Source organism: Streptosporangium sp. NPDC005286, assembly GCF_040607515.1.
GTDB lineage: Bacteria > Actinomycetota > Actinomycetes > Streptosporangiales > Streptosporangiaceae > Streptosporangium.
This window is the reverse complement of the sequence record NZ_JBEXGU010000014.1, coordinates 25,758-50,907: the sequence shown is the minus strand read 5'-3', so window position 1 is coordinate 50,907 and position 25,150 is coordinate 25,758. Positions and strand designations below refer to the sequence as shown.

Here is a 25,150-nt window from a genome sequence, read left to right as displayed (position 1 = left end):
TCGCCGACCGCTCCGCTCACTGCGTCGGGTGCGCTCACTTGTAGCTCCGCTGGCTCATCTTGACGTACTCGTAGTCGAGGTCTTCCTTGTGCAGGATCGGGCCCTGCTCGCCGTACTCCCAGGCCGCGACATAGGAGAAGTTCTCGTCGTCGCGCAGGGCCTCGCCGTCGGCGTCCTGCGACTCGGCGCGGAAGTGGCCGCCGCACGACTCGGTGCGGTGCAGCGCGTCGATGCACATCAGCTCGGCCAGGTCGAAGAAGTCCCCGACCCGTCCGGCCCGTTCCAGCGCCTGGTTCAGCTCGTCGGCCTCGCCGGACACCTTCACGTTCCGCCAGAACTCCTCGCGCAGCTCGGGGATCCGCTCCAGCGCCTTGCGGAGCGACTCCTCGGTGCGCTCCATGCCGCAGTACTCCCACATGATCTTGCCGAGTTCACGGTGGTAGGAGTCCGCGGTGCGGTCGCCGTTGTTCGTCAGCAGCTTGTCGATCTTCTGGCGCACCTCGGCCTCGGCCTCGGCCACATCGTCCTCGTCGACCTCACCGTAGGGGCCGTTCGCGAGGTAGTCGCCGATCGTGGTCGGCAGCACGAAGTAGCCGTCTGACAGGCCCTGCATCAGCGCGGACGCGCCGAGACGGTTGGCGCCGTGGTCGGAGAAGTTGGCCTCGCCGATCACGAACAGGCCCGGGATCGTGGACTGCAGGTCGTAGTCCACCCACAGGCCGCCCATCGTGTAGTGGACGGCGGGGTAGATGCGCATCGGCTGGGCGTACGGGTCCTCGCCGGTGATGCGCTCGTACATCTCGAAGAGGTTGCCGTACTTCTTCTCCACCGCATCGCGGCCCAGACGGCGGATCGCGTCGGCGAAGTCGAGGTAGACGCCCAGGCCGCCGGGGCCGACACCGCGGCCCTCGTCGCAGACGTTCTTGGCCGCGCGGGAGGCGATGTCACGCGGGACCAGGTTGCCGAACGCCGGGTAGATCCGCTCCAGGTAGTAGTCGCGCTCCTCCTCGGGGATCGCCGAGGCCGGACGGGCGTCGCCCGCCTTCAGCGGCACCCACACGCGGCCGTCGTTGCGCAGCGACTCCGACATCAGGGTCAGCTTCGACTGGTGGTCGCCGCTGACCGGGATGCAGGTCGGGTGGATCTGGGTGTAGCAGGGGTTGGCGAACATCGCGCCGCGCCGGTGTGCCCGCCAGATCGCCGTGGTGTTGCAGCCCTTGGCGTTCGTCGACAGGAAGAACACGTTGCCGTACCCGCCGCTGGCCAGCACCACCGCGTCGGCGACGTGCCGCTCGATCTCGCCGGTGACCATGTCACGGACGATGACGCCGCGTGCCCGGCCGTCGGAGACGATCAGGTCGAGCATCTCGTGACGGGTGTGCATCTTGACGGTGCCGGCCGCGATCTGGCGCTCCAGCGCCTGGTACGCGCCGAGCAGGAGCTGCTGACCCGTCTGGCCTCGGGCGTAGAAGGTACGGGAGACCTGCGCGCCACCGAAGGAGCGGGTGTCGAGCAGACCGCCGTACTCGCGGGCGAACGGCACGCCCTGGGCCACGGCCTGGTCGATGATGTTCACACTGACCTGGGCGAGCCGGTAGACGTTGGACTCGCGGGCGCGGAAGTCACCGCCCTTGACCGTGTCGTAGAAAAGCCGGTAGATCGAGTCGCCGTCGCCGCGGTAGTTCTTGGCCGCGTTGATACCGCCCTGGGCCGCGATGGAGTGCGCGCGGCGGGGCGTGTCCTGGTAGCAGAACGAGGTGACGTTGTAGCCGAGCTCGCCGAGGGTCGCGGCGGCCGAGCCGCCCGCCAGCCCGGTGCCCACGACGATGACGTGGAGCTTGCGCTTGTTGGCCGGGTTGACCAGCTTCGCGGAGAACTTGCGCTTCTCCCAGCGGTCCTCGATCGGGCCGTCGGGGGCCTTGGTGTCACGGATCGGCTCACCTTCGGTGTACCCCGTGCTCATCGCGGTCCTCACCCCTTGTTCTCCGTGCGGAAGACCCGCCGGGTTCGAGCTCTTGCTCACTTGATCACTCCGATCGCGACCGCCACCGGGACCGCGAGGAAGCCGATGACCAGCAGCGCCGACAGGCCCGCGGCGACGGCCTTCAGCGGGCGGTAGCTGCGGCTGCTCGCCAGGCCGAGCGTCTGGAAGGCGCTCCACAGGCCGTGGCGCAGGTGCAGGCCGACCATGACGAGGGCGAGCACGTAGAACAGGGTGACCCACCAGCGCGACGGCGCGAAGCCCTCGACCAGGCGGTCGTAGGGGGTGGCGCCGCCACCGGCCGGGTTGACCGCGCCGAACGTCAGGTCCAGCAGGTGGTAGATCACGAACAGCACGATGATGACGCCGCCGTAGCGCATGGTGTGGACCGCGTAGCCGTTCGCCCTGGACTTGCGCCTGGCCGCGTACTTGACCGGGCGGGCCTTGCTCGCCCGCCGGGCCAGGGAGATCGCCGACCACATGTGCAGGGCGACCGCGACGACCATCACGACCTCGACGACGGTCAGCAGGACCCGGTGCGGGAAGATCGGCTCGCCCATGGTCCGCAGGAAGGCCGCGTAGGAGTTGAACGACTCGGCACCGGCGAAGCTCTTGAGGTTTCCGGCCATGTGGCCGATCAGGAAGAGCACCATCACGGCGCCCGTGATGGCCATCACGGCCTTCTTGCCGTTGGAGGAGCCCAGGAAGCCGCCTTTTCGCCTGGGCTTCGCGGTCTTCGCGGTGTCCGCGGGGGGTTTCACAGACGCGGTGGCGGATCCGCGCTCAATCGTGGCAGTCACCCCTGTGACGCTAGGTAAGGGGATTTATCCAAGTCCAAGTCATCGCGGATGTGGTTTCCATAGCCTGCGGCTATTACCTCTGCGTCCCCGCTGCTTCCGGTGTCGCGTCTCGCCGCGTGGTGCGAGCAATCTCACATTGTCTCTCCCACCACCACCCGCCCCGAATCCGCGGTCGGAGGGTCCGTACGCTAGGGAAACGTGCAGCTCCAGCAACTCGCCTATTTCGTGGCGGTCGCCGAGGCTCGGCACTTCACCCAGGCCGCCGAGCGGATGCGCGTAGCCCAGCCCTCGCTGAGCAAGCAGATCAAGGCCCTGGAGGCCGAGCTCGGCGCGCCGCTGTTCAGTCGTGCCCGGGGAAACGTCACGCTGACCCCCGCGGGCGAGGCGTTGCTACCGCTGGCCCGCCGCATGCTGGCCGACGCCGAGACCGCCAGGAGCGAGGTCGGCGAGCTGGCCGGGCTGCGCCGCGGCCGGGTCCGGCTGGGCGCCACGCCCTCGCTCTGCGCGGGGCTGCTCGCCGACGCGCTGGCCAGGTTCCACCACACCTACCCCGGCATCGAGCTGTTCGTGGAGGAGGGCGGCTCCCGCGACCTGGTCCGCACCCTCGCCCGGGGCCAGCTCGACCTGGCGCTGATCATCATGCCGCTGCACAGCGACGACCCCGCCCTCGTCACCGAGGAGGTGCTGCGGGAGAACCTCGTCGTCGCCTCTCCCTCGACCACTCGCGTCCGCAAATCGTACGTGCGCATCGAAGAGTTGCGCCGCCGGCCGATGGTGATGTTCAGGCGCGGATACGACCTGCGGGAGGCCACGCTCAACGCCTGCCGGCAGGCCGGGTTCGAGCCCAGGTTCGCGGTGGAGGGCGGCGAGATGGACGCCGTGCTGCGCTTCGTGGAGGCCGGGCTGGGGGTCGCGCTGGTGCCCTCGATGGTCCTGGACGGCCGTCCGGGACTTTCCGGGACACCCCTGGCTCCTCCCGGGCTGCGCCGCACCATCGCCATCGCGCACCGCAAGGACGTCGAGCCCACCCGCGCGGCCCAGGCCTTCCGCGCGACCCTGCTCCTCTTCCTCGCCGAGGCCGCCCACGAGGGCAGCCTCCCCCAGGGACTGGACCTGATCATCCAGGGTTGACTCCCGGCGAGGACACCGCCGGCATCCCGCGCCCGCTCCGCGCCTCCCGGCGGGCGGTGAATCACCTCGCACCGGCATCCCAGTAGCTGAAGTGTCGCACTATTCTACGTAGCGTCGACAGGTTCTCCCGAGCTCACGAAGAGGCGTCAGTGACCGCCCCCGCCAACGAAACGCTCACGCTTCTTCTTATCGAGGATGACGCGGGCGACGCCTTTCTCGTGGAGGAGTTGCTCGGCGAGGCGGACAACCCACCGAAGATCATCTGGGTGCGGAGCCTGGCCGAGAGCAGGGTCCGGCTGACCTCCGACGTGCAGTGCGTGCTCGTCGACCTCTCCCTGCCCGACGCGACCGGCCTGGAGGCACTGGAGCAGGTGCTCTCGATGGCGCCGCATGCCGCCGTGCTCGTGCTGACCGGCCTGAACGACGCCCACGTCGGCGTGGAGGCGGTCGCCGCGGGCGCCCAGGACTTCCTGGTCAAGCAGGACGTGGAGGGTCGCCTGCTGGCGCGGGCGATCCGCTACGCGATGGAGCGCAAGCGCGCCGACCTGGCCCAGCGCAGGCTGGTCGAGGCCGAACTGCTCACCAAGGAGAACTCCCGCCTCGAACGCGGGCTCCTCCCGGTCCCGCTGCTGACCACGGAGGTTCTGGAACACCACTCCCGCTACCTGCCAGGACGCAGGCGCGCCCTGCTCGCCGGTGACTTCTGGGACACCGTGCAGAGCCCCGACGGCGCCGTCCACGTGGTGGTCGGCGACGTGTGCGGGCACGGTCCCGACGAGGCCGCGCTGGGGGTCGCGCTCAGGATCGCCTGGCGGACCCTGGTCCTGGCCGGGCACACCGGCAACGAACTGCTCGGCACGCTGGAGTCGGTGCTCCGCCTGGAACGCAAGTCGGCGGAGATCTTCACCACCCTGTGCATCGCCACCATCGACCCCGCGCTCAGCCACGCGCGGATGCACGTGGTCGGCCACCCGCCGCCGCTGCTGATCCGCGACGGCGCGATCGGCGTGGTGCCGGGCACCCCCTCGGGACCGCCACTGGGCATCTTCCAGGACGTGCACTGGTCGGAGATCGACGTCGCGCTCGGCGACGACTGGTCGCTGCTGCTCTACACCGACGGGCTGATCGAGGCCACCGTGGGCGGCGGACCCGACCTGCTCGGCACCGAGGGCCTGCTCAGGCTCGTCCAGGAGCAGGGCGGGATCGAACTCGACCGCCTCATCGAGCGCGTCATCGAACTGAACCGCGACGCGCTCAGCGACGACCTGGCGACCGTGCTCATCTCCCGGAACGGAAAACGATGACCGAGCGCTCGGATCGCGGCACCAGTCCCAAGCCTCTGCCCGCGCCCACCCCTGCGCAGGGGTTCGGGAGGCTCCCGCTGGGGCGCTGGTTCATGTTCGCCGGGGTGGGCATCGCACTGATCTTCATGATCTCGGCCGTCGTCACGATCAGGTCGATCGAGGACGCGCGCCAGGCCAGGGAGACCCTGGTCGACGTCATCGATCCGGCGACGCTGCGCACCCTGGAGATCTCCAACGCGCTGACCTCTCAGGAGAGCTCGGTGCGGGCGTACGGCAGGACCAACGAGGACACCTCCCTGAACGACTACCGGAAGGCGCTCGCCGAGGAGGACAGAGCGATGGCGGCGCTCACCGCGCTGGTCCCCCGGATGCCGGAGCGGCCGGCGATCAGCGCCGAGGTGGCCCGGCTGAAGGCCGGCGGAGACGCCTGGCGGCGCGACTACGCGGAGCAGGTCATCGCCTCGGTGCCGACGCTGAAGACCGACGCCGCCCGGCAGAACGCCACGGTCAACGCCACCCGGTTCACCGAGATCCGGCAGTCCCTCTCGGATCTGCAGAGCCACCTGAGCCGGCTGCACGAGATCGGCAGCGCTCAGCTCGACCGCGGCTGGCAGGCCCTCTACATCGCGCTCATCGGGGTGGCCGGGGCACTGGTCGCGGCCGCGATCGTCTCGGCCCTCATCGTGCGCCACGCGGTGCTCCGCCCGCTGGCGGAGCTGAACGAGCAGGTGCGCGCGGTCGCCCAGGGGGACTTCGACCACAAGCTCGGGGTCGAGCACCCCGCCGAACTGGCCGAGCTGTCCGGCCACGTCGACGCGATGCGCCGCCGCATCCTCGCCGAGTGGCACCGGGCCTCGGAGACGCAGCGCAAGCTGGAGGACCAGGCGACGGAGCTGAGGCGCTCCAACAGCGAGCTGGAGCAGTTCGCCTACGTGGCCAGTCACGACCTGCAGGAGCCGCTGCGCAAGGTGGCCAGCTTCACCCAGATGCTGGAGCAGCGCTACGGCGACCAGCTCGACGATCGCGCCAAGCAGTACATCGCCTTCGCGGTCGACGGCGCCAAGCGCATGCAGATGCTGATCAACGACCTGCTCGACTTCTCCCGGGTCGGCAGGATGGGCGGCGAGCGCACCGGCATCGACGCCACGGTGCCGCTCAAGGCCGCGCTGAACAACCTCGCCGCGCCGATCGAGGACGGTGGGGCGACGGTGACCTACGACGAGCTGCCCCGGGTGCACGGCAACCGGGTGCAGCTCACCCAGCTCTTCCAGAACCTCATCGGCAACGCGATCAAGTTCCACTCGCAGGATCCGCCGGAGATCCACATCGGGGTGCGGCGCGACGGGGACATGTGGGAGTTCTCCTGCACCGACAACGGCATCGGCATCGACAGTAAATACACTGACCGCATCTTCCTGATCTTCCAGCGCCTGCACGGGCGGGACGTCTACGCGGGTACCGGCATCGGGTTGGCTCTCTGCAAGAAAATCGTCGAGTACCACGGCGGTCGCATCTGGCTGGACACCGAGGACGGCGGACCCGAGAACACCACCAGAACCGGTACGACCTTCCGCTGGACCCTTCCCTCAGGAGATATCTGATGAATGATCTGCGCTGGATCGACGTCCTGCTGGTCGAGGACGACCCGGGCGACGTCCTGCTGACCCGGGAGGCGTTCGAGCTCAACAAGGTCCGCAACAAGCTGCACGTGGTCAACGACGGCGAGCAGGCCATGTCCTTCCTCCGCAAGGAGGGCGAGTACGCCGACGTGCCCCGGCCCGACCTGATCCTGCTCGACCTCAACCTGCCCCGCAAGGACGGCCGGGAGGTGCTCCAGGACATAAAGGCCGACGAGAAGCTCCGCGGGATCCCGGTGGTGGTGCTGACCACGTCGGAGTCCGAGGAGGACATCCTGCGCAGCTACAACCTGCACGCCAACGCCTACGTTTCCAAGCCCGTCGACTTCGACCAGTTCATCAGCGTGGTCCGGCGGATCGACGACTTCTTCGTGACCGTCGTCAAGCTGCCCAACTCCGGCCAGCACTACTGACGGCACGCCACGCCCGGCGGCGGGATCTCCCGGTCCGCCGGGTGTCGTCCATCCGGGCGAGATCCCCGCGGGCGGGATTCCCGTGCCCGTTTTCACGCCCCCCGAGACCTCCCTGTGATCGTCCACCTCTTGAGACGTCGCAGGCAGGACACCTCCGCGCGCCAACGTGACAGGAATCACACCTGGCTAGTGAAATTACCAGTGACCTCGCTCACCTAACCCCCGGGCTCCGTCGTAACGTATCCCCCACCAACATGCGCGCGCACGTGTGAGCCGGCGCGACCATGGCCCAGCGCGCGGCACAACTGAAACGACCCGGACCCCAAGGCGAGCGGGGTTCGCGGGAGGTGGAGAGGTCTCGATGACCCAGACAACGGCCGAGAGCCCGGCCAGAAGGCAACGTGCGCAGATCAAGGAGCGCACCCTGCGAACCGACCCGTGGTGGCGCTATCCACTGGTCACATTCATCATCTTCACGGCATTCCTCGTCTACGCCACGTGGGCGATCTTCGACGCGAACTACTTCGTGTCCCCATATCACGCGCCGTTCGCGTCGCCCTGTCTCGCGACGAGCTGCCCGGAGGAGGCGCGACTGTTCGGCCTCGCCCCGTTCGGCGACTGGTACGCCCTGCCCCCGGGACTGCTGATCCTCGGCCTCCCCGCGGGGTTCCGCTTCACCTGCTACTACTACCGCAAGGCCTACTACCGGGGGTTCTGGCTCTCGCCCCCGGCGTGCGGGGTGGCCGAGCCGCACAAGAAGTACACTGGTGAGTCGCGCTTCCCTCTGATTCTTCAGAACATTCACCGTTACTTCTTCTACGCGGCGATCGTCATCGGCCTCATCCTGGCGTACGACGCGGTGAAGGCGCTGATCGCCAAGCCGACCGGCCTGGGCACGTGGATCCTGATCGTCAACGCGATCCTCATCAACCTGTACACGCTGTCGTGCCACTCCTGCCGGCACATCACGGCCGGGCGCCTGAACCACTTCTCCAAGCACCCGGTCCGCTACCGGGCCTGGGGCATCGTCTCCAAGCTCAACGCCAAGCACCAGGAGCTCGCACTGATCTCCATGTTCAGCGTGATGGGCGCCGACATCTACGTCCGACTGGTCGCCAAGAACATCATTCCCTTCCCGTTCGCATAAGGATCACCAGTGGAAATCGAGCGTCACGAATACGACGTCGTCGTCATCGGCGCCGGCGGAGCGGGGCTGCGGGCGGCCATCGAGGCCCGCCAGCAGGGCAAGCGTACGGCGATCGTCTGCAAGTCCCTGTTCGGCAAGGCGCACACGGTCATGGCCGAGGGCGGCGCCGCCGCGGCCATGGGCAACGTCAACAGCGACGACAACTGGATGGTGCACTTCCGCGACACCATGCGGGGCGGCAAGTTCCTCAACAACTGGAGGATGGCCGAACTGCACGCCAAGGAGGCGCCCGACCGGGTCTGGGAGCTGGAGGCGTGGGGCGCGCTGTTCGACCGCACCAAGGACGGCAAGATCAGCCAGCGTAACTTCGGCGGGCACGAGTACCCGCGGCTGGCCCACGTCGGCGACCGCACGGGCCTGGAGCTGATCCGCACCCTGCAGCAGCGGGTGGTCGCGCTCCAGCAGGAGGACGAGAAGCTCCACGGTGACGCCGAGGCGTACATCAAGGTCTTCCAGGAATGCACGGTGACCCGCCTGCTCAAGGACGGCGACGCCATCTGTGGCGCCTTCGGCTACTGGCGGGAGAACGGCAAGCTCATCCTGTTCGACGCCCCCGCGATCGTGCTGGCCACCGGCGGCATCGGCAAGTCGTACGTGGTCACGTCCAACTCGTGGGAGTACACCGGCGACGGCCACGCGCTGGCCCTGCTGGCCGGGGCGAACCTGATCAACATGGAGTTCATCCAGTTCCATCCCACCGGGATGGTCTGGCCGCCCTCGGTCCGGGGCATCCTCGTCACCGAGTCCGTCCGCGGCGACGGCGGGGTGCTGAGGAACTCCGAGGGCAAGCGCTTCATGTTCGACTACATCCCCGAGGTGTTCAAGGACAAGTACGCCACCTCCGAGGAGGAGGGCGACCGCTGGTACACCGACCAGGCCAACAACCGCCGCCCTCCGGAGCTGCTCCCCCGCGACGAGGTCGCGCGGGCCATCAACTCCGAGGTGAAGGCGGGACGCGGATCGCCCCAGGGCGGCGTCTACCTCGACGTCTCCACCCGCCTCCCGGCCGCCGAGATCATCAAGCGGCTGCCGTCGATGCACCACCAGTTCAAGGAACTGGCCGACGTCGACATCACCAAGGAGGCCATGCAGGTCGGCCCGACCTGCCACTACATCATGGGCGGCGTCGAGGTCGACGCCGACACCGGCGCGGCGGCCGTACCCGGCCTGTTCGCGGCCGGTGAGGTCTCCGGCGGCATGCACGGCTCCAACCGGCTGGGCGGCAACTCGCTGTCGGACCTGCTGGTGTTCGGCCGCCGCGCGGGCATGGGAGCGGCCTCGTACGTGGACGGCCTGGCCGCCCGGCCGAAGATCTCCGAGGAGGCCGTGGCCAAGGCGAGCACGGAGGCGCTGGCCCCGCTGGAGCGCTCGGGCGAGAACCCGTACGAGGTCCACCACGAGCTGCAGCGGACGATGAACGAGCTGGTCGGCATCATCCGCAAGTCCGAGGAGGTCTCCGAGGCGCTGGAGGCGGTGGAGAAGCTCAAGGAGCGGGCCCAGAACGTCGGCGCGGCCGGCAGCCGGATCTACAACCCGGGCTGGCACCTCGCCCTCGACCTGCGCAACATGCTCCTGGTCTCGGAGTGCGTGGCGAAGGCGGCGCTGCTGCGCGAGGAGAGCCGCGGCGGCCACACCCGTGACGACTTCCCGGTCATGTCCGCCGAGTGGCGGACCAAGATCCTGCGCTGTGCCCTCACCCCGGACGGCTCAGGCATCACGGTCGAGGAGCAGGTCCAGACCGCGATGCGGGACGACCTCATCACGCTGTTCGACCGCGACGAGCTGAAGAAGTACATCACCGAGGAAGAGCTGGCTGCCTTTGACGCGCTGGCCAAGGAGTAACCATGAGTTACAAGGCGAAGTTCCGCGTCTGGCGGGGCGAGGGCGGCGAGGGCAAGCTTGAGGACTTCACCGTCGAGGTGAACGAGGGCGAGGTCGTTCTCGACATCATCCACAGGCTCCAGGCGACCCAGGCCCCCGACCTCGCCGTCCGCTGGAACTGCAAGGCCGGCAAGTGCGGCTCGTGCTCCATGGAGATCAACGGCAGGCCGAAGCTCGGGTGCATGACCCGGATGTCCACCTTCAGCGAGGAGGAGACGATCACCGTGACGCCCATGCGGACGTTCCCGGTGATCAAGGACCTGGTCACGGACGTCTCGTACAACTACCAGAAGGCCAGGGAGATCCCGTCCTTCACTCCTCCGGCCGATGTGAAGCCGGGCGAGTACCGCATGCAGCAGATCGACGTCGAGCGGTCCCAGGAGTTCCGCAAGTGCATCGAGTGCTTCATGTGCAACAACGTCTGTCACGTCATCCGTGACCACGAGGAGAACAAGCCCGACTTCGCCGGTCCGCGCTTCCTGATGCGGATCGCCGAGCTGGACATGCACCCGTACGACGTGGCCGACCGCAAGGACTCCGCTCAGGAGGAGCACGGCCTGGGCTACTGCAACATCACCAAGTGCTGCACCGAGGTCTGCCCCGAGCACATCAAGATCACTGACAACGCGCTGATTCCCATGAAGGAGCGCGTCGTCGACCGGAAGTACGATCCGCTGGTCTGGCTGGGCAACAAGATCTTCAAGCGTTCCGGCTCGAAGAGCTGACCCCTGCACGGCGGCGCCGCCCACGGGACTCTCCCCGGGCGGCGCCGCCGTGTTTCCCCAGCGTTTCAAGCCCGCGGTTCACTTCCACCGCTGGAGGCTTCTGGTCGTATCTCGGCTGAACCCGGCACTCGGCAGCCTGAACCGGCGGTCGCAGCGAACTGGTCGCAGCGATCGGCGAGCACGCCCCGACCACGAGCTGGCGGGACTCGCCGCGGGCTTCCACGCCGTCGCCCGGCTTCCCGAGGGAGCCGACGAAGCGGAGATCGTCGACGCGGCGGCCCAGCGCTCCGTCGGGCTGCAGGGGCTCGGTCGATACCGCTCGCCGGGGATCGTGTTCGGCTTCGGAGACGTCAACGAGGACGCGATCAGACACGGGATCGCGGCCATTGGCGACCTACTGCGGCAGGGATGAGACACGTGATAGCGGTGGCCGCCGCTTCCGCGTATCCACACATCAAGTCCGCGCGCAACAGCGTGCTCGGAGGCGAGGACGGTTCCAGAGGCTGGGAACGCCTCCACCACCCGCCGGGCCGGTACGGGTCAGGTGGAGCGGCGGAAGAGACCGCGCTTCTTCTTGCCGACGTCCTGACCGGGGAGCGGGTAGACCGCCGTCGGGGCCGGCCCCATGGGGGGCTGCTCGCCGGCGTCCGGCCGATTACCGGGGCCACCGTAGGTTCCCGGACCACCGGGGCCGATCAGCGTCGCCGGATCACCGCCGGGGCCACCGGGACCACCGTGAACCGGCGGGCCGCCACTGCCGTGAGCCCCACTGCCGTGAGCCCCGCCGACGGGACCCCCGTGGCCGCCAGGGCCGCCTCGGGAAGGCTCCTGCGGGAACGGCGCCCCGGGGAACTCGGGCTGCCCCTGCGGGAAACGCCCCTCGCGAGGCTCGGGGCCGAGGTTCTCCGGCCGGCCGGGCTGGGTACGCTCGTCCGGCCCACCCTGACCCGGAGCGCCCTGCGACTCGGGTCCGAAGGACTGGAAATCGCCCTGGGGGCGGCCCGGCAGGTTCCGATCATCCTGCGGTTCCTGGCCGAAGGGCTGGGTGCCGTGGAACGCGGCCGCCGAGCCGTCCTGGCCCACCGGGCCGTAGGGCACCTGCCCCTGGACGGTCTGCCGGCCGTACGGGTCACTGTGGCCGGTGGCCTGCTGCTCGTAGCCGGGCGCGGGCATGTACGCCGTCGTCTGCTCGTAGCCGTAGGGGTACTGCCCGGGGGCGTAACCCTCCGGGTAGACCGGAGAGTACATCTGCATCGGGACGAGGCTGATGATCGGCGCGTAGGCCGTGCCGCCCTGGTAGGGGCCGGGAACGAAACCGGGTCCGGCGGCGTAGCCGGGACCGCCGTGATAGGCCATCGGGTCCATCGAATCGACGCGGGGACCCATTCCCCGGGGACCGGCCCGGCGGATGGCCGCGGCGTGGGCCAGGCGGCGCAGCCTGCCCTCGAAGATCAGCACGGCGAACAGCACCAGCAGCACCAGGATCAGCGCCGGGATGCCGAGCTGGCGGCTCAGCGTGGCCCCGTCGAACTCGGCGTTCGCGTTGCGGATCTCGGCCACGGAGGAGCCGGGGGCGTTCTCGTCGAACGTGGCGCTCTCCTGGGGGGTGGGCGTGGCGGAGGGAAGCGTGTCCGACGGGGTGCTGGCCGGGAACTGGACCTCCGCCTCCTCGGACGCCGAAGGGCTGGTCTCGGTCTCCGGCGGAGCGATCGGGGCCGTGGTCTCCTGAGCCGGCGGAGCGACCGGCTCCTGCGGGGGCGGCGGGGCCGTGGTCTTCGGAGGCTTCGTCGTCGGCGGGACGGTCACCGTGGTGGTCACGGTCTTCTGCGGGACCGGGGTCTCCCCCGGAGCACCGCCCCCGGGATCCTCGGTGACCGTGACCGTGACGATCGGCGTGGGTTCCTCACAGGGCCCCGCCGGATCGACGTCACATCCGGGGATGGACGACGGGTCGGCGACCATCGTCCTGACCGTCGCGCCGGCCACGGAGGAACCGGTGAGCGGTGCCACGGCGACCAGGAAGGCGCCGCTGATCCCCAAAGACATCACAACGGCGGAGACAGCTGCCCTGAGCCGTGCTCGCGTCACCGGTGCCCTCCGTGCAATCAACCATGAACACGTCAAAGAAATACTAGTTGGGCAAAAGTAACAGTAAATCGCCTTTTACAAAACGTGTCGCGAACGACGGCGGCGCTGGATCCTCCGCTGCAGCCAGAGGAGGCCGAGGAGTGCTCCCACCGCTGCTCCCACCGCTGGTAGGCCCCGTACTCCGGTCAGCAGCGGGCTTGACTCGGCGACCGCCTGGACCTGGGTGTTCGGACCGTCGAGATCCTGCGGGAGGGGCGCACCCTGCGGTACGGGGACCTGTGCGGCGGCTGGGAAGGATCCCGCCGGCGGCAACTGGAGCTGGGGCCCGGTTCCGAGACCGGGCCCCGCCATCCCCGCGGAGGCCGGCGGCACCTGCGACGGTACGCCCGGCACCTGCCCCATGGGCAGCGGCGGTACCTGCTGCGGCACCATCGGTGCCTGGCCGCCCGGCGGCTGCGCCATGGGCACCTGCTGTCCCGCTCCCGGGAAGCCGGTCCCCGGGTAGCCGGTCCCCGGGTAGCCCGTCCCCGGGTAGCCGGGACCGACCGGCCCGCCCGCTTCCCGTTGCGGCGCACCGGGCCGGCCGGCCTTTCCCTGCCCGCCTGCCCCCGGATGGCCCGGAAGCATCGGCTGCCCCATCCCCTGCGGCTGCGCGCCGAGCTGACCGGGCTGGACGAGCATGCCCTGACCGAGCTGACCGGGCATACCCTGGCCGGGCTGGACGAGCATGCCCTGTCCCGGCTTAGCCGGCCGGCCAGGCATGCCCTGACCGGGCTGGATGAGTTGTCCGGCCGGCCACTGGACGGCCCCCGGATAACCGGGCCCCATCGGCGCCACCACCGGGCGGCGCGCTCCGGGCTTGCCGATCATCGTCTGGCCGCCTGCCGGATAGCCGGGTCCCACGGGCCCGGGCATCGGCCGGCCCGCCCCCTCGCGGCGCGCGCCGGACCGGCAGGCCGCCCGCTGCTTCCCGGACATCTTCCGCCCGGCCGCCTCGCGTCCCGCGTGAGACCCCATGACCGGATGGTTCCTGCCGTTCTGCCGCTGAAGGAGATGTTCCTCAGGTGTTTTCACCGGCTTCGGTACGGCGACGGCCGGGCCATGGCCGGCCACACCGCCACTCGTCTCCGGTGCGGCGCCCGGAATGGCGGCGTCGGCGGGAAGCCGCGTTCCCGGCTGAACCGAGCCCTCGGGAGCCACCGGGGCCGAGGGAGCAGCCGGGGCTGCGGGAGCCACCGAGGTCGAGGGCACGGCCGTGCTCCCGCCCATGCCCGTAGTGGAACTGCCGCCCGTACCCGCCACGACCGATCGCGGTACCTCGGGGCCCGACGGCCTTTCCAGAACATCAAAAAGGAACGCCAGCGTGCGCTGCTCGACCTTCTCCGCCTCCGACGCGTCGGGGGCGATCTTCGGAACCCAGCCCCGCTCCCCGACTGCCTGGGGAGCGTTGAGGACCAGGTCGACGCCACCGAGCGTCTCCACGCCCGCGTGCGGATCCGCGGGCCAGGCCGAGGCGGCATCTCCCAGATAAATCCTGGAAGGGCCGGAGATCTCCGGAGCACCGGAGACGGGCAGAGTCTGCCTGACCTCCCTCTGGGCGTGGGCCGGCTCCGGGCTCCCCGCGGCGCCCCGGATCTGCCGCGTCACCGCGTCCGGCCCCCCGGCGGTGCCCCCGGCGGTGCCCCCAACGATGCCCTCGACAGTGCCCCCGATGGTGCCCCGCACCTGCCGGGTCACCACATCCGAGCCCTTGAGCGTGCCCTGACCCTGCTGCACCGTCTCGCCACCGGGTCCGCGCATCCGGGCCATCGCGGTCAGCGTGATGTCCCGGGGACGCTGCGGCGCGGCGAGCAGCACGTCGACGAGCCCGCCGTCGGCGGGCAGGTCACCGACCGAGCAGACCGCCGTCCCCTTGGGGAGCGGTGTCGCGGGCCTGGTCGCCACCGGGCACTCGATGCTTCTGAGGGCATCGGCGGGGGTCGTCACGACCGCCAGCCGCGCGCCGGTGCCCGGCCCTCGCAGGCGGATGCGGAAGCGGATCACCTCGCCGGTGCGGCTCCACCGCGACCACGTACCGGGGGCGGCGGCCAGGTCGAGGGGCGACTCGGCCGACTCGGCCGGCTGGGCGGCGTACACCCCCGAGGCGCCGCCGAAGATGAGCACCCCCGCGCCGACCGCCGACACGATCCGAGTACCACGCCACCATACGGTCACCGCATATCTCCGTTCCCCGGGTACGGACCCGCGACATCGCCACGTCCAGTAGCAGTTATGTCACGGTGCGGAGTCGATCAATCCTTATTGAACCGACCTTGCCCATCGTTGAGACGACCTTGTACCGCCCGCACGATTGGAAGGTCCGCGGGCAGCCACGCCACGTCGTAGAGCTCGTCCACCTCCAGCCAGCGCAGATCCAGGTGCTCCCTGGTCTCCGGCCTGCCCTCGGCGATCACCGCGAACCAGACCCGCAGAACGTAGCCGCCGGCGAGCGCCCAGTCGCCGCCGACCCGCTCGCCCACCTCGATCAGTACGCCGAGCTCCTCCTGGCACTCCCTGACCAGCGCCGTGTGCTCGTCCTCGCCGGGGTCGACCTTGCCTCCCGGCAGCTCCCAGCCGCCGGCCAGCTCGGGAGGGTCGGCGCGCTGGGCGGCGAGCAGCCTGCCCTGGCCGTCGACGATGGCGGCGCCCACAACGACCTTTTCCGTGACTCCTCCGCTCCCCGAGAAAAGCGGCTGCTCGCTTTCCCCGGCCGAGTTGGGCGATGGTCAAGCCCTGACCGCTTGGAACACAGGAACCGTAACAGGAAGCGATTCACCTGCCGGGTAGGCCAGGCCGTCCCCTTTTCCAAACGTGACGCCCCGATTCTGTCAGCCCTGCTCCCTCAACTTGAGTTGCTCCAGGATCTGGGGGTGTTGCAGCGGCCGGGTGAACCCCACGATCCCGGTGCGTTCCCGGTAGGTGGTGACCTTGATCGGCCCGCAGAGCCGGCATCTCGCCTCGACCATCTTGCCCGGCGACACCACCAGGCCCACATGCCCGGGACGGTCGGGACCGGTGCCGGGACCCGCGTTGAAGAAGACGAGATCACCCGCCTGCTCCTGCCCCGCAGAGACCTTCACGCCGAACGGCCACTGGCCGAACGTGGTCCGCGGGATGGTCAGGCCCACGCTCCGGTAGGCCATGTAGATGATCCCCGAGCAGTCGTAGCCGGCGGGCCCGGTGCCGCCCCAGATGTAGGGCTTGCCGCGCTGGGCCAGCGCGTACTGCAGGATCGCGGCCACCGTGCCTGTCGGCGCCGCCTCCAGCATGGGTTCGTCGCAGCTGTCGTCCGTCTCGGGCGGGGTGGTGACCTCGCCGTCCTTGGCGTACTTCTTGGCGATCTCCATGACCTGGTCGACGTACCACCAGGCACGGTTGTAGACGAACAACGAACGCCGTACGTTCTCCGGCGCGCCGTTCCGCTTCAGCATCTTCGCCGCGCCTAGGATGGCGTCAGCCGGGTTGTACACGTCGGCCCAGCCGTCTCCGTCGCCGTCGGAGGCGTAGCCGTTGAACGTGGACGGGATCTTGATCTTGGCCTTGCCGCCCCAGGTGCTGATGAGAAACTGCATCGGCCCGGCGGCGCCCGCGTAGTTGACGCCGCTGCGCACGCCGGGGAGCGTGGAGCGGCCGTGGTCGGTCTCGCGCTTGCCGACCCCGGCGAGCACGTTCCACTGCACGCCGACCTTCTGCCCGTGCTCGCGATAGAGCTTCAGATACTCCTCGGGGATGTCGGACGTCGCGGTCTCCGACTCGTCGCCCACCGTCTGGACGTTCTTCCCGCAGTCGGGTTGCGCCTGCCCGGTGATGGAGGGGAACGAGGGAAAACCGCTGATCATCATCATCGGCGCCATGATCAGCGTGATCATGCAGAGTCCGGCGACTCCGAGGATCAGCGCGAGGCGGAGGTGTCTGTTCTCCCTCATGAGGTTCCGCCGTTCATCCGGCCGCGCCGGTCTCGGAAGGCTGTTCGTCTCCCTCCTGGCCGGAATCCGCCGGCTGGAGGTCGTGGACACGCCATTCGGCACCGACCTGGATGAGCGTGACGGCGTACTCCGCGGTCCTCTCGTTCACCCCGCTCTTGGCCGTGACGTTCTGGGTGCCGACGACCACGAACACCACCGAGGCGCTGTTGATCTGCCGGATCTCCTTCACCCGTGCCGCGCCGACCGAGACGACCTCGTCGGCCTTGTTCGCCTCGACGGTGCCCGGCGAGGTGACCGTGCGCAGCAGCACCCCGGAGAACTCAGCCGTGGTGTAACCCTTGAGGCGGTCGCCGTAGACTGCCGGGTCCTCGTCGTAGCTGAACGTGCCGTACTCGGCGGTGAAGCGCTGCGCGTAGTCGGCGGCGGCCGCCAGCTCCTGCTTGGTCATCGGCAGGTAGGAGTAGACGTCGAAGGGCGCGTTGCTGGCCGTCGCCTCCGGGCGCGTCGGCTCCGCGACCGGCTCCTGTCCCGATGCCACGGTACGGGTGGCACCCGCGGGCTCTGTCGGGTTCTCCACCCCGCCGCCGCTCTCCGGCCACATGGTCAGGTAGACGCCGACCGCCGCGAGCACCGCGACCAGCACCGCGAAGACGGCTCCCCGCCGGTTGCCTCCCTCGGTCAACGTCAGTCCCTGTCCGGGTTGGACGGGCGGAGCCAGAACGGTGGCGGCTCACCGGCATCACCACCGCGCTCCGCTCGCCTGGTGATCCAGAGCGGTGGCGCCTCGGACGACCTGCCCCCGGCGTCCCGGTTCCGCGAACCGCCGGAGGAACTCCGCGAGCCGCCGAAGATGCTCTCGCCCGACCTCGAACCGCCCGAGCCCTTCGACCCCGAGGAGCCGCCGTTACGCGACCCCGAGCCGGAGCCGCCTCGCGAGGAGCCGCCGAAGATGCCGCCGCCCGACCGGCCGCCGCCACCCGAGGATGGCGCGGCGGGCCTGACCGCCGAGGGGCCGGACGACCTGCCCGCCGAGGACCCCCCGTTGCCCGAGGAGCCGCCTTGCGGCGCCCAGCCTCCCGACGAGCCGCCGAACCAGCCGCCGGAGCCGCGCCCCCCACCAGGTCCCGCGGAACCTCCGGACCGGGTGGGGGGCGCGCCGCCGCCCGTACCGGCACCGGAGAGGTTGAGCGGTGGCGCCGCGCCCGGGCGGGCCGCGGTGACCGGGCGGCCGGTGCCCTTGCGCCGCCCTGCCGCCTGGGAGTCGGTGTCGAGCGGCGCCGGTTGCGCGCCGACCGGGACCCGGGTGCCCGACGGGGTGGCCGGCGTGGCGCCGTCCTCGCCGCGTCCCCTGCCCTGGGCGACCGTGGCGGCGGCCGCCGCGCCGACGGAGGCTCCGCCGGCCATCGCGGCCGCCTGGAGCATCGGCTCCGCCTTGCGCATGCCCCAGCGGCCCACCCTGGCCGCCGCGACCGGCGGCAGCGCGGACGCGGCCCGCTGCAGGGTCGGCGCGGTGGCCGCGTCGCCGAGCATCCTGGTGGTGAGCGTGTGCCCGTCCATGGAGGCGAACAGGTGCTGGAAGGGCCGCCGGTAGAAGAACACGGCGATCGTCAGGATCGCCATGAACATGACCTGCATGCCCCACGGCATCGCGGTGGAGATGATCAGCGCGTAGCCGTACACGAGCACGCCCAGGACGAGGGCCAGCACCGCCTGTCTGAGCAATGTGCCGATCAGCATCTCCACCCAGCGCATGGCGATGATCCGCCCGGATCCCGGATGGACGCCGATCAGCAGGAAGACCGGCGCGAGGATCAGCAGCAGCAGGAACCCGACCTTGAGCACCAGCAGCGAGACCGCCACCAGGAAGATCAGCAGCCCCGCGACCACCGCGGCCATGAAGGCGCCGATCGCGACCCCCAGCCGGTTCGTCCAGTCCTTGCCCTGGAAAAGGGGGAAGATCGGCGTGTTCTGCAGCTTGTCGGCGACCTCTGTCTCGTATCGTGCCTGGTGAAAGCCCGCTTCGGGCGCCTGCTGCGCCTTCATCTCGGCCGCGTCGATCGTCTGGATCTCCAGCAGTTTGGCGCCGAACGCCTTGATGACGGGGGCGTCGGCGTCGGCCGTGCCGAACTGGCCCATCAGCCACGGCTTGCAGACCAGGGTGGACCAGAGCGCGTCGGAGTTCTGCTCGACTCCTGGCACGCCGCTCTGACCGTATCCGCCGCCCTGGACCTGCGGATTGGCCTCGCCCTTGGCCGGCAGGCAGGAGGTGCCGCCCGCGCCGGGCAGTCCGGAGAAGGCGGAGTTGACCACCTCGCCGGTCTTGTCGGTGACGATCTTGCCCAGCCCCGTGAGGTCTCCGGGGCGGCTGAAGAACCAGACGGCCACGGTGACCGCGAGGACCATCCAGATGACGCCCTCGGCGGTGGTGGTGGCGCGCTTGCGGATCAGCCCGTACCAGGCCAGCCAGATGGCACCGAGGATCACCAGCGGCCGCAGGTACGGCCAGTACATGGCGTCGGCCAGGCGGACCACGATGTCGTCGACGACGTTCTTGATCGACTCCAGCGGCCCCTCGGTGGCGGCCGCCTGGTAGGTCGTGATGGTCAGCCGGTCCAGCGCCTTGGCCCACAGGAAGACCGTGTTGGCCATCGCGTTGCCCATCACCGCCGCGATGTCGTCACAGCCGAGCTGGTGGGTGTGCCAGAACTGGCCGCTCATGCCGTAGGTCGCGTAGTTGCCCTGAACCGCGGGGACCTCCGCCTGGGCACCCGGCTGCGCGGAGTCGGGGACCGGCGGCTTGATCAGGCCGTCCACACCTCCCGCGACGATGTCGGGGGACAGGTCGGGCGACATGTCGCAGGGAGCGGCTGCGACGGCCGTGGACGCGTCGTCGGGGAACACCATTGGCAACGCGAGGAACGCGGCCAGTGCCACCAGCCCGATGGCGATCCGCCTGCCCAGCCTTCCCCTGCGGGAACCCCTCTTGCGAGAGCCCTTCATGACCGCACCTCCAGCGCCGCAGCCCCCGGCCCACCGACTCTGTCGCCCCCAGGAAGATCATGCACTTTCTCGTCGGGTTTGTCGTGGGTAGGGTTCGTATCCAGCCAGCGCAGCAGCTCATCCGAGATCAGGTCCACCCCGATACGGCCTGCTCGGCCGTCCAGATCCCGGAAGACGCACTCACCGTTACCGAGCGAGCGCAGCACCGCCTTGTGTTCCTCGGACGCCTCGACGCCGAGCAGCGCCATCACGTGCTCCACCTCGACCCGTTCGGTGGAGCGGAACGCGAACACCGAGGAGAGGCAGTTCGTCACCTGCTCGCTCAGCAGGTCACCGGCGTTCTGCGAGACCAGCACCAGCGCCGTGTTGCGGGAGCGGCCCATCCTGCTGACCTCGGGCACCAGCTTGGCGCCCTCGGGAGTGGAGGTGATCGCCCATGCCTCGTCCAGGAAGATCGCCTTGGGGGTCCGCCGGTCCAGGCCGTTCATCAGACCCCGCGCGAACTGCGCGACGAGGTAGAGCAGCGCCACCGACAGCCGCTGCTCGTAGGAGTAGTCGTCGCGGCCGGTGGAGGCGTCGGGCAGCGTCAGACCGCCCAGGGTGAAGACGGTGGTCCAGCCCTCGGTGTCGATCTGGTCGCCGCCCGAGGGATCGAAGCAGAGCCTGGCCAGATGCATGTCGGACATGGAGCGGAGCACCGCGCCCAGGTTCTTGGAGGCGGCGTCGTCCGTCTGCTCCAGGAAGTCGACCACCTTGCCCAGCGACGGGTCCTCGGCGTTGGAGACCGCGGCGACCGCCTGGATCATCGCCGACTCACGCTCCTCCGACATCCGCGGCAGCAGCAGGCGCAGGGTCTCGGTGGCCATCGTCTTCTTGGCCGCGAGGTCGTCGCCGAAGGAGAACGGGTCGAGCAGGCCCGGTGCCGCGGAGCCGAGCGGGATGATCCGCGCCTTCCTGCCCCGCTTCCGCAGCAGCTGGACCAGCGAGTCGGCGTCGCCCTTGGGGTCGATGACCGCGACCGTCACCCCGCGCAGCGCCATCTGGTAGATCATCAACAGCGCCAGCGTGGTCTTGCCACCGCCGGGTTCGCCGGTGATGGCGATGGCCGTGGGCCGGTTGCGCGTCGCCGCCACCAGCGGGTCGAAGTGCACGATGCTGCGCGCCCGGCCCAGGGTCTCCCCTACGTACGGCCCCATCCAGCCCGAGCCACCCTCGTCCGTCCGGTCGCCCAGGTCGACGGTGGCGGTGGCCATGCCGCCGGCGATGGTGCGCAGCGGCTGCCGCTGCGCGTAGGCGTTGACCCTGACCCGCTCGCCCGGCAGCGTCTCGCAGAACAGCGAGAACTGGTCGCCGGTGGAGTTGACGATGTCGATGCCCATGTCGCGGTAGTGCTCCACGACCGCCTCGACCCGCTGCACGCAGATCTCCTCGGTCGGGGCCGACACGATCAGCCGGTGCCAGCCGTACACGAACGGCAGACGCTCCTTGGTGATGCCGTGCTCCAGCATCCGGGCCGCGTCGATCTGCTCGGCCAGGGCCAGCGGCGCCTCCGCCCCGGCCTCGCGGATGTGGATGTCCATGTCACGGGCGTGGGCGAGCTGGCGCGCCACGTCCTTGCTCGCCTTGACCGGCGGGATCAGCCGCATCCTCGAACTGATCTCCACCGGGAAGGGCAACTGGTCGGCGAAGTGCATCCAGGGCTCGCCGTCGGGGAAGGGCATCAGGTCGGGGAAACGGGCGAAGGACATGTGCGCCACGTAGGAGTCACCGTGCGGCTGCTCGATCCGGAGCAGCGCCCTGCCGTTGTGGATCTGCCCCTCGACCAGGGACTCGATCTCCCCCTGCCCCCACCGCCGTTTGGGGCTGGCCGAGGCCGGAGGGTCGCCGAGGGAGCCGGTCGTGGCGTGCTGGAACAGCCAGGCGAGCTCGACGGAGCTGGCGTGCCTGGCGTACAGGGCGCTGGCCGACAGCGCCCTGCCCAGCCGCTCCGCCTGCTCGGACCACTTGGCGATCTCCGCCTTGGGGACGTGGTCGTCCTCGATGCCCAGGGCCTTCTCGCTGCGCTGGTAGAAGCCGAAGAGCTGGGAGAGGACCCCGGTGCCCAGTTGCCTGCCGCGCGTGCCGAGCCGCACGCCGAGGTAGACCTCCTTGGTCCAGAAGTCCTTGGCCCAGACGTGCCGGTACATGTCCTCCAGGTAGTCACGCCAGCCGGGGCCCTCGTCGGAGGTGGCGTTCAGCGCCATCGCCCATTCGGCGGCCGGGTAGGTGCGGTGCGCCACCCGCAGGTGCACCTCGGCGTCCGGCATCCGGATGGCGGCCAGCGCGATCGTGATGTTGGTGGCCAGCGCCTCCCGCTCCTCGGGAGTGATGAACTCGTAGCTCACGGTGGGAAGCCTGAAATAGGCCCAGACCGACGAGTCGGTCAGCAGGATCCGGTCGTCGAAGTACCGGACGGCGAGGCGGCTGCGCGCTCGGGACGCACGACTCACAGGCCCTCACCCACCGGTCGTACGGCCCTGCCTGCACGGCCTCCGGCCCGCCCGCTCACCCGCACCTCGTCACGCCCGTTCACCACGTCTTCTCGCGCCCGGGGGATCACTGAGCTAGTTCCTCCTCGCTGGGTCGACCCGCCTGCACCGTTCCGAAGCCCGCCACCACGACACCCGCCAGGGCCAGGTACGCCCGGCGGCCCGGCGCCCTCAGGTGGGACGGTTCCACCCGATCGGCCCTGCCGGGAGCCAGCGCGTCCTCCCAGGGGACCCTGACGATCGCCCGGCACCTGCCCCGCGCGACCGCCTCCGCCTGCTCCACGTCCTCCATGCTGCGGCGGCTCACCCCGTTGACCACCATGACCGCCCGGCGACGGAGGTCGGCGCAGCCGTGCCCGTCGAGCCACTCGTAGGTCATGGCCACCGCGTCGGGCCCGTCCTCACTGGCCGGGACGACGAGGACGAGCTGGTCCGCGTAGGGGAGCACCCGCGCGGCCAGGGCCGCCGCCGGGTCCATGACGATCATCTTGTAGTACCGGTCGAGCGTGTCCATCGTCTGGCCGAGCCGCCGGTCGGAGAAGAGCGTGCGGTCGGACAGGCGCTGCTCGGCACCGGCGTCGGTGTCCCCGGCGAGAACCTCCAGCCCCGAGGCACAACGGCTGGTGTAGGCACGCATGCCCAGGTATCCCTGGACGTTGTCGAGGCCGGCGAGCAGGGAGCTCAGGGTCTCGGGCGACTCGCCCTGGATCCGGCTGGACAGGGCGTGCGAGCCGGTGCTGGCGTCGACCGCGAGAATCCGGTCCTCCCGGTAGCGGGCGAGGGTGTGGCCGAGCATGAGCGCGGTCGTGGTCTGCCCGGCACCGCCGGTGCATCCCAGCACCACCACCCGGCGGCTGCCGCTGAACACCGCCCTGGCCCGCGCCTCGTCGATCTCCGAGCCGTCCGTACGGCCGCCCCCGGGCCCGATCACCACCTGGGCCAGCCGCCGCCAGCCGCCCGAGGAGTCCCGGCCGACCACCGACTCCACCCGGCGGACCCTGGCCCCCGCCTCGCCGGCCGAGGAGGTGGGCACCGGCACCACGGGGGCCACCGGATCGGCCTTCGCCGCTCCCGAGGGGACCGCGCGGATCGACATGCCGGCACCTGTCTGGACGCCGGTGTCCCCCGGGATGCCGGGACCCGCCTGCGTCCCGGCGGGCCGCTCGGGTGGCCATGCCTTCGCGGTGTCGGCTGCCCGGCCGATCGGCGTGGGCCGCCCCCTGCGGTGCTGGCGCCGGGCGCTCCTGTCGTCCGGCGAGAGTTCGGCCGCCTCAGCGTCACGGCGTCCTGCCGGCGCCGGTCCGACGAACCTGGGCACGAAGGACGGAACGGTCGGGGTGGAGGGCTTCTCCACGGGGTCGGGCACGACGGCCGGCCTCTCGGCGGGCACCGTACGGCCCTTGGCGGGTGTCTCCCCCCGGGCCGGCTCCGGAGCCGAGGGCGAGGGCGGCGGCACGGCCGGGGCCTCGGGACGCTCCCGGACGGGAGAGCGCGAGGCGGGCACGGAGATCTCCGGAGACGCCTCGGGCTCGGACGGGGCGGGCTGCTGCGCGGACGGGGCGGGTTGCGCGGCGGCGCGCTGGGCCTCGGCGGAGGCGGCGAGCCTGCGCAGCCGCCGCAGCGCCTCGGTGCTGATCGGAGCGGCCGGAGCCTCGGGGGTGTCCGGCGTGTCGGGCGTCGCCGGAGTGTCCTCGGCGTCCTCCCGTACGGGAGGACGGTCCTGCTGGACCTTGGGCCGGCCGGCGGAGCCGTCGGCGGTCGGCCGCGAGGACGGGCCCGGGACCGGCGTATCCGGCAGGGAGGTGACGGTCTCGGCGGGAGCCGGCTCCGGGGGCACGACGGGCAGCGAGGCGCGGGGCACCGCGGACAGGACGGGGACGGCGACCGGGGTCGGCCGGGCGGCCTCGCTCTGGGCGAGGGCCGGGGCGGTGCCCTGACGGAGTGCGCGGGCCTCGCCCCAGGCGACGCGCTCGCGGGCGACCGGGGCAGTGGCGGCGGCCGCCGCCGCGGCGGCCACGGCTGGACGCACCTCGCGCGAGCGTGCGGCGGCGCGCTTGGACTGGGCGTGGCGGGCCTTGCGCGACGCCTTGACCCGGACCGAGGCGGGCTGCGGCGCGGCCCGCCAGACCCGGCCGTTCAGCGCGACCTCGGCGGGCTCGGAGATGGGAGCCATCCGGCACCAGGTGCGCGGCTCGCCCATGTAACGCATCTGCGACTGGAGCAGCTCGGTGAGCCGCTTGCTCTCGATCACCGGCCGGGTGGAGAGCCAGGTGACGACACCGGGCGGCACCAGGTAGAGCACGTGCCAGGGGGCCGCGAAGGGCAGGCCGAGCAGGTAGAGCAGGAGCGACCACGGGGCCAGCACTCCCACGAACCCACCGATCCAGACGATCGGGAGCGGCGTCGGCAGCCGTAGGTCGTACAGCTTGTAGAGCCGCTTCTCAATCCTCCAGATATTGGTGTACGTGGGCAGATCCACGTGATCCTCCT

General features: G+C 70.4%; 18 protein-coding genes. 8 read left to right on the top strand and 10 right to left on the bottom strand.

The features are described 5' to 3' along the window. Nucleotides 1-34: 34 nt before the first annotated feature. Nucleotides 35-1,963 carry a fumarate reductase/succinate dehydrogenase flavoprotein subunit gene (locus ABZU75_RS08145; protein ID WP_355550766.1) on the bottom strand — a complete coding sequence of 643 codons (1,929 nt, stop codon included), beginning with the start codon at nt 1,961-1,963 and terminating at the stop codon, nt 35-37. A 56-nt stretch (nt 1,964-2,019) separates the two neighbouring features. Then, a complete protein-coding gene (locus ABZU75_RS08140; RefSeq protein WP_355550764.1) occupies nt 2,020-2,781 on the bottom strand; it encodes a succinate dehydrogenase cytochrome b subunit in 762 nt (253 codons plus the stop codon). 198 nt (nt 2,782-2,979) lie between these two features. Between ABZU75_RS08140 and ABZU75_RS08135 the strand changes: the two genes are divergently transcribed. The 8 genes from ABZU75_RS08135 (at nt 2,980) to ABZU75_RS08100 (ending at nt 11,491) form a co-directional block, all read left to right on the top strand. After that, on the top strand, nt 2,980-3,912 hold the full coding sequence (locus tag ABZU75_RS08135) for a LysR substrate-binding domain-containing protein (RefSeq protein ID WP_355550762.1): 933 nt from the start codon (nt 2,980-2,982) through the stop codon (nt 3,910-3,912). A gap of 149 nt (nt 3,913-4,061) precedes the next feature. Continuing rightward, nucleotides 4,062-5,216, top strand: a complete 1,155-nt coding sequence (locus ABZU75_RS08130) for a SpoIIE family protein phosphatase (RefSeq protein ID WP_355550760.1) — start codon at nt 4,062-4,064, stop codon at nt 5,214-5,216. After that, entirely contained in the window at nt 5,213-6,817 is a 1,605-nt protein-coding gene (locus ABZU75_RS08125; RefSeq protein WP_355550758.1) for an ATP-binding protein, read from the top strand. Before ABZU75_RS08130 ends, ABZU75_RS08125 begins: the two co-directional genes overlap by 4 nt. Beyond that, the gene (locus tag ABZU75_RS08120; RefSeq protein WP_350921681.1) at nt 6,817-7,266 is read left to right on the top strand and encodes a response regulator; all 450 of its coding nucleotides are present in this window, start codon (nt 6,817-6,819) and stop codon (nt 7,264-7,266) included. Before ABZU75_RS08125 ends, ABZU75_RS08120 begins: the two co-directional genes overlap by 1 nt. Nucleotides 7,267-7,627: 361 nt before the next feature. Further along, nucleotides 7,628-8,413, top strand: coding sequence for a hypothetical protein (locus tag ABZU75_RS08115; protein WP_355550756.1), 786 nt, complete (start codon nt 7,628-7,630; stop codon nt 8,411-8,413). 9 nt (nt 8,414-8,422) lie between these two features. After that, entirely contained in the window at nt 8,423-10,315 is a 1,893-nt protein-coding gene (locus ABZU75_RS08110) for a fumarate reductase/succinate dehydrogenase flavoprotein subunit (RefSeq protein ID WP_355550754.1), read from the top strand. Nucleotides 10,316-10,317: 2 nt separating this feature from the next. After that, complete coding sequence (locus ABZU75_RS08105) at nt 10,318-11,079, top strand: succinate dehydrogenase/fumarate reductase iron-sulfur subunit (RefSeq protein ID WP_350921675.1); 762 nt, start codon at nt 10,318-10,320, stop codon at nt 11,077-11,079. A 49-nt stretch (nt 11,080-11,128) separates the two neighbouring features. Next, entirely contained in the window at nt 11,129-11,491 is a 363-nt protein-coding gene (locus tag ABZU75_RS08100) for a hypothetical protein (protein ID WP_355550751.1), read from the top strand. 128 nt (nt 11,492-11,619) lie between these two features. Here the strand turns inward: ABZU75_RS08100 and ABZU75_RS08095 are convergent, their stop codons facing one another. The 8 genes from ABZU75_RS08095 to ABZU75_RS08060 form a co-directional block, all read right to left on the bottom strand. Continuing rightward, on the bottom strand, nt 11,620-13,125 hold the full coding sequence (locus ABZU75_RS08095) for a hypothetical protein (RefSeq protein WP_355550749.1): 1,506 nt from the start codon (nt 13,123-13,125) through the stop codon (nt 11,620-11,622). A 117-nt stretch (nt 13,126-13,242) separates the two neighbouring features. Further along, nucleotides 13,243-15,381, bottom strand: coding sequence for a hypothetical protein (locus ABZU75_RS08090; RefSeq protein WP_355550747.1), 2,139 nt, complete (start codon nt 15,379-15,381; stop codon nt 13,243-13,245). 77 nt (nt 15,382-15,458) lie between these two features. Continuing rightward, nucleotides 15,459-15,857, bottom strand: a complete 399-nt coding sequence (locus ABZU75_RS08085) for a (deoxy)nucleoside triphosphate pyrophosphohydrolase (protein ID WP_350921668.1) — start codon at nt 15,855-15,857, stop codon at nt 15,459-15,461. Between the two features lie 177 nt (nt 15,858-16,034). After that, nucleotides 16,035-17,132 (bottom strand): bifunctional lytic transglycosylase/C40 family peptidase, encoded by a 1,098-nt coding sequence (locus ABZU75_RS08080; protein ID WP_355550744.1) that lies wholly within the window; start codon nt 17,130-17,132, stop codon nt 16,035-16,037. A 13-nt stretch (nt 17,133-17,145) separates the two neighbouring features. Then, the gene (locus tag ABZU75_RS08075) at nt 17,146-17,814 is read right to left on the bottom strand and encodes a hypothetical protein (RefSeq protein WP_355550742.1); all 669 of its coding nucleotides are present in this window, start codon (nt 17,812-17,814) and stop codon (nt 17,146-17,148) included. A gap of 2 nt (nt 17,815-17,816) precedes the next feature. Continuing rightward, the gene (locus ABZU75_RS08070) at nt 17,817-20,132 is read right to left on the bottom strand and encodes a type IV secretion system protein (RefSeq protein ID WP_355550740.1); all 2,316 of its coding nucleotides are present in this window, start codon (nt 20,130-20,132) and stop codon (nt 17,817-17,819) included. Next, nucleotides 20,129-22,621 carry an ATP-binding protein gene (locus ABZU75_RS08065; protein ID WP_355550738.1) on the bottom strand — a complete coding sequence of 831 codons (2,493 nt, stop codon included), beginning with the start codon at nt 22,619-22,621 and terminating at the stop codon, nt 20,129-20,131. Before ABZU75_RS08065 ends, ABZU75_RS08070 begins: the two co-directional genes overlap by 4 nt. A gap of 106 nt (nt 22,622-22,727) precedes the next feature. Then, complete coding sequence (locus ABZU75_RS08060) at nt 22,728-25,139, bottom strand: TcpE family conjugal transfer membrane protein (protein WP_355550736.1); 2,412 nt, start codon at nt 25,137-25,139, stop codon at nt 22,728-22,730. Between the last annotated feature and the right edge of the window lie 11 nt (nt 25,140-25,150).

Bases quoted from the DNA above. Each gene is read 5' to 3' on its own strand.
- ABZU75_RS08080 (WP_355550744.1), bottom strand. From the start codon at position 17,132: ATGAGGGAGAACAGACACCTCCGCCTCGCGCTGATCCTCGGAGTCGCC.
- ABZU75_RS08115 (WP_355550756.1), top strand. From the start codon at position 7,628: ATGACCCAGACAACGGCCGAGAGCCCGGCCAGAAGGCAACGTGCGCAG.
- ABZU75_RS08095 (WP_355550749.1), bottom strand. From the start codon at position 13,125: ATGTCTTTGGGGATCAGCGGCGCCTTCCTGGTCGCCGTGGCACCGCTC.
- ABZU75_RS08070 (WP_355550740.1), bottom strand. From the start codon at position 20,132: ATGAAGGGCTCTCGCAAGAGGGGTTCCCGCAGGGGAAGGCTGGGCAGG.
- ABZU75_RS08120 (WP_350921681.1), top strand. From the start codon at position 6,817: ATGAATGATCTGCGCTGGATCGACGTCCTGCTGGTCGAGGACGACCCG.
- ABZU75_RS08125 (WP_355550758.1), top strand. From the start codon at position 5,213: ATGACCGAGCGCTCGGATCGCGGCACCAGTCCCAAGCCTCTGCCCGCG.
- ABZU75_RS08105 (WP_350921675.1), top strand. From the start codon at position 10,318: ATGAGTTACAAGGCGAAGTTCCGCGTCTGGCGGGGCGAGGGCGGCGAG.
- ABZU75_RS08145 (WP_355550766.1), bottom strand. From the start codon at position 1,963: ATGAGCACGGGGTACACCGAAGGTGAGCCGATCCGTGACACCAAGGCC.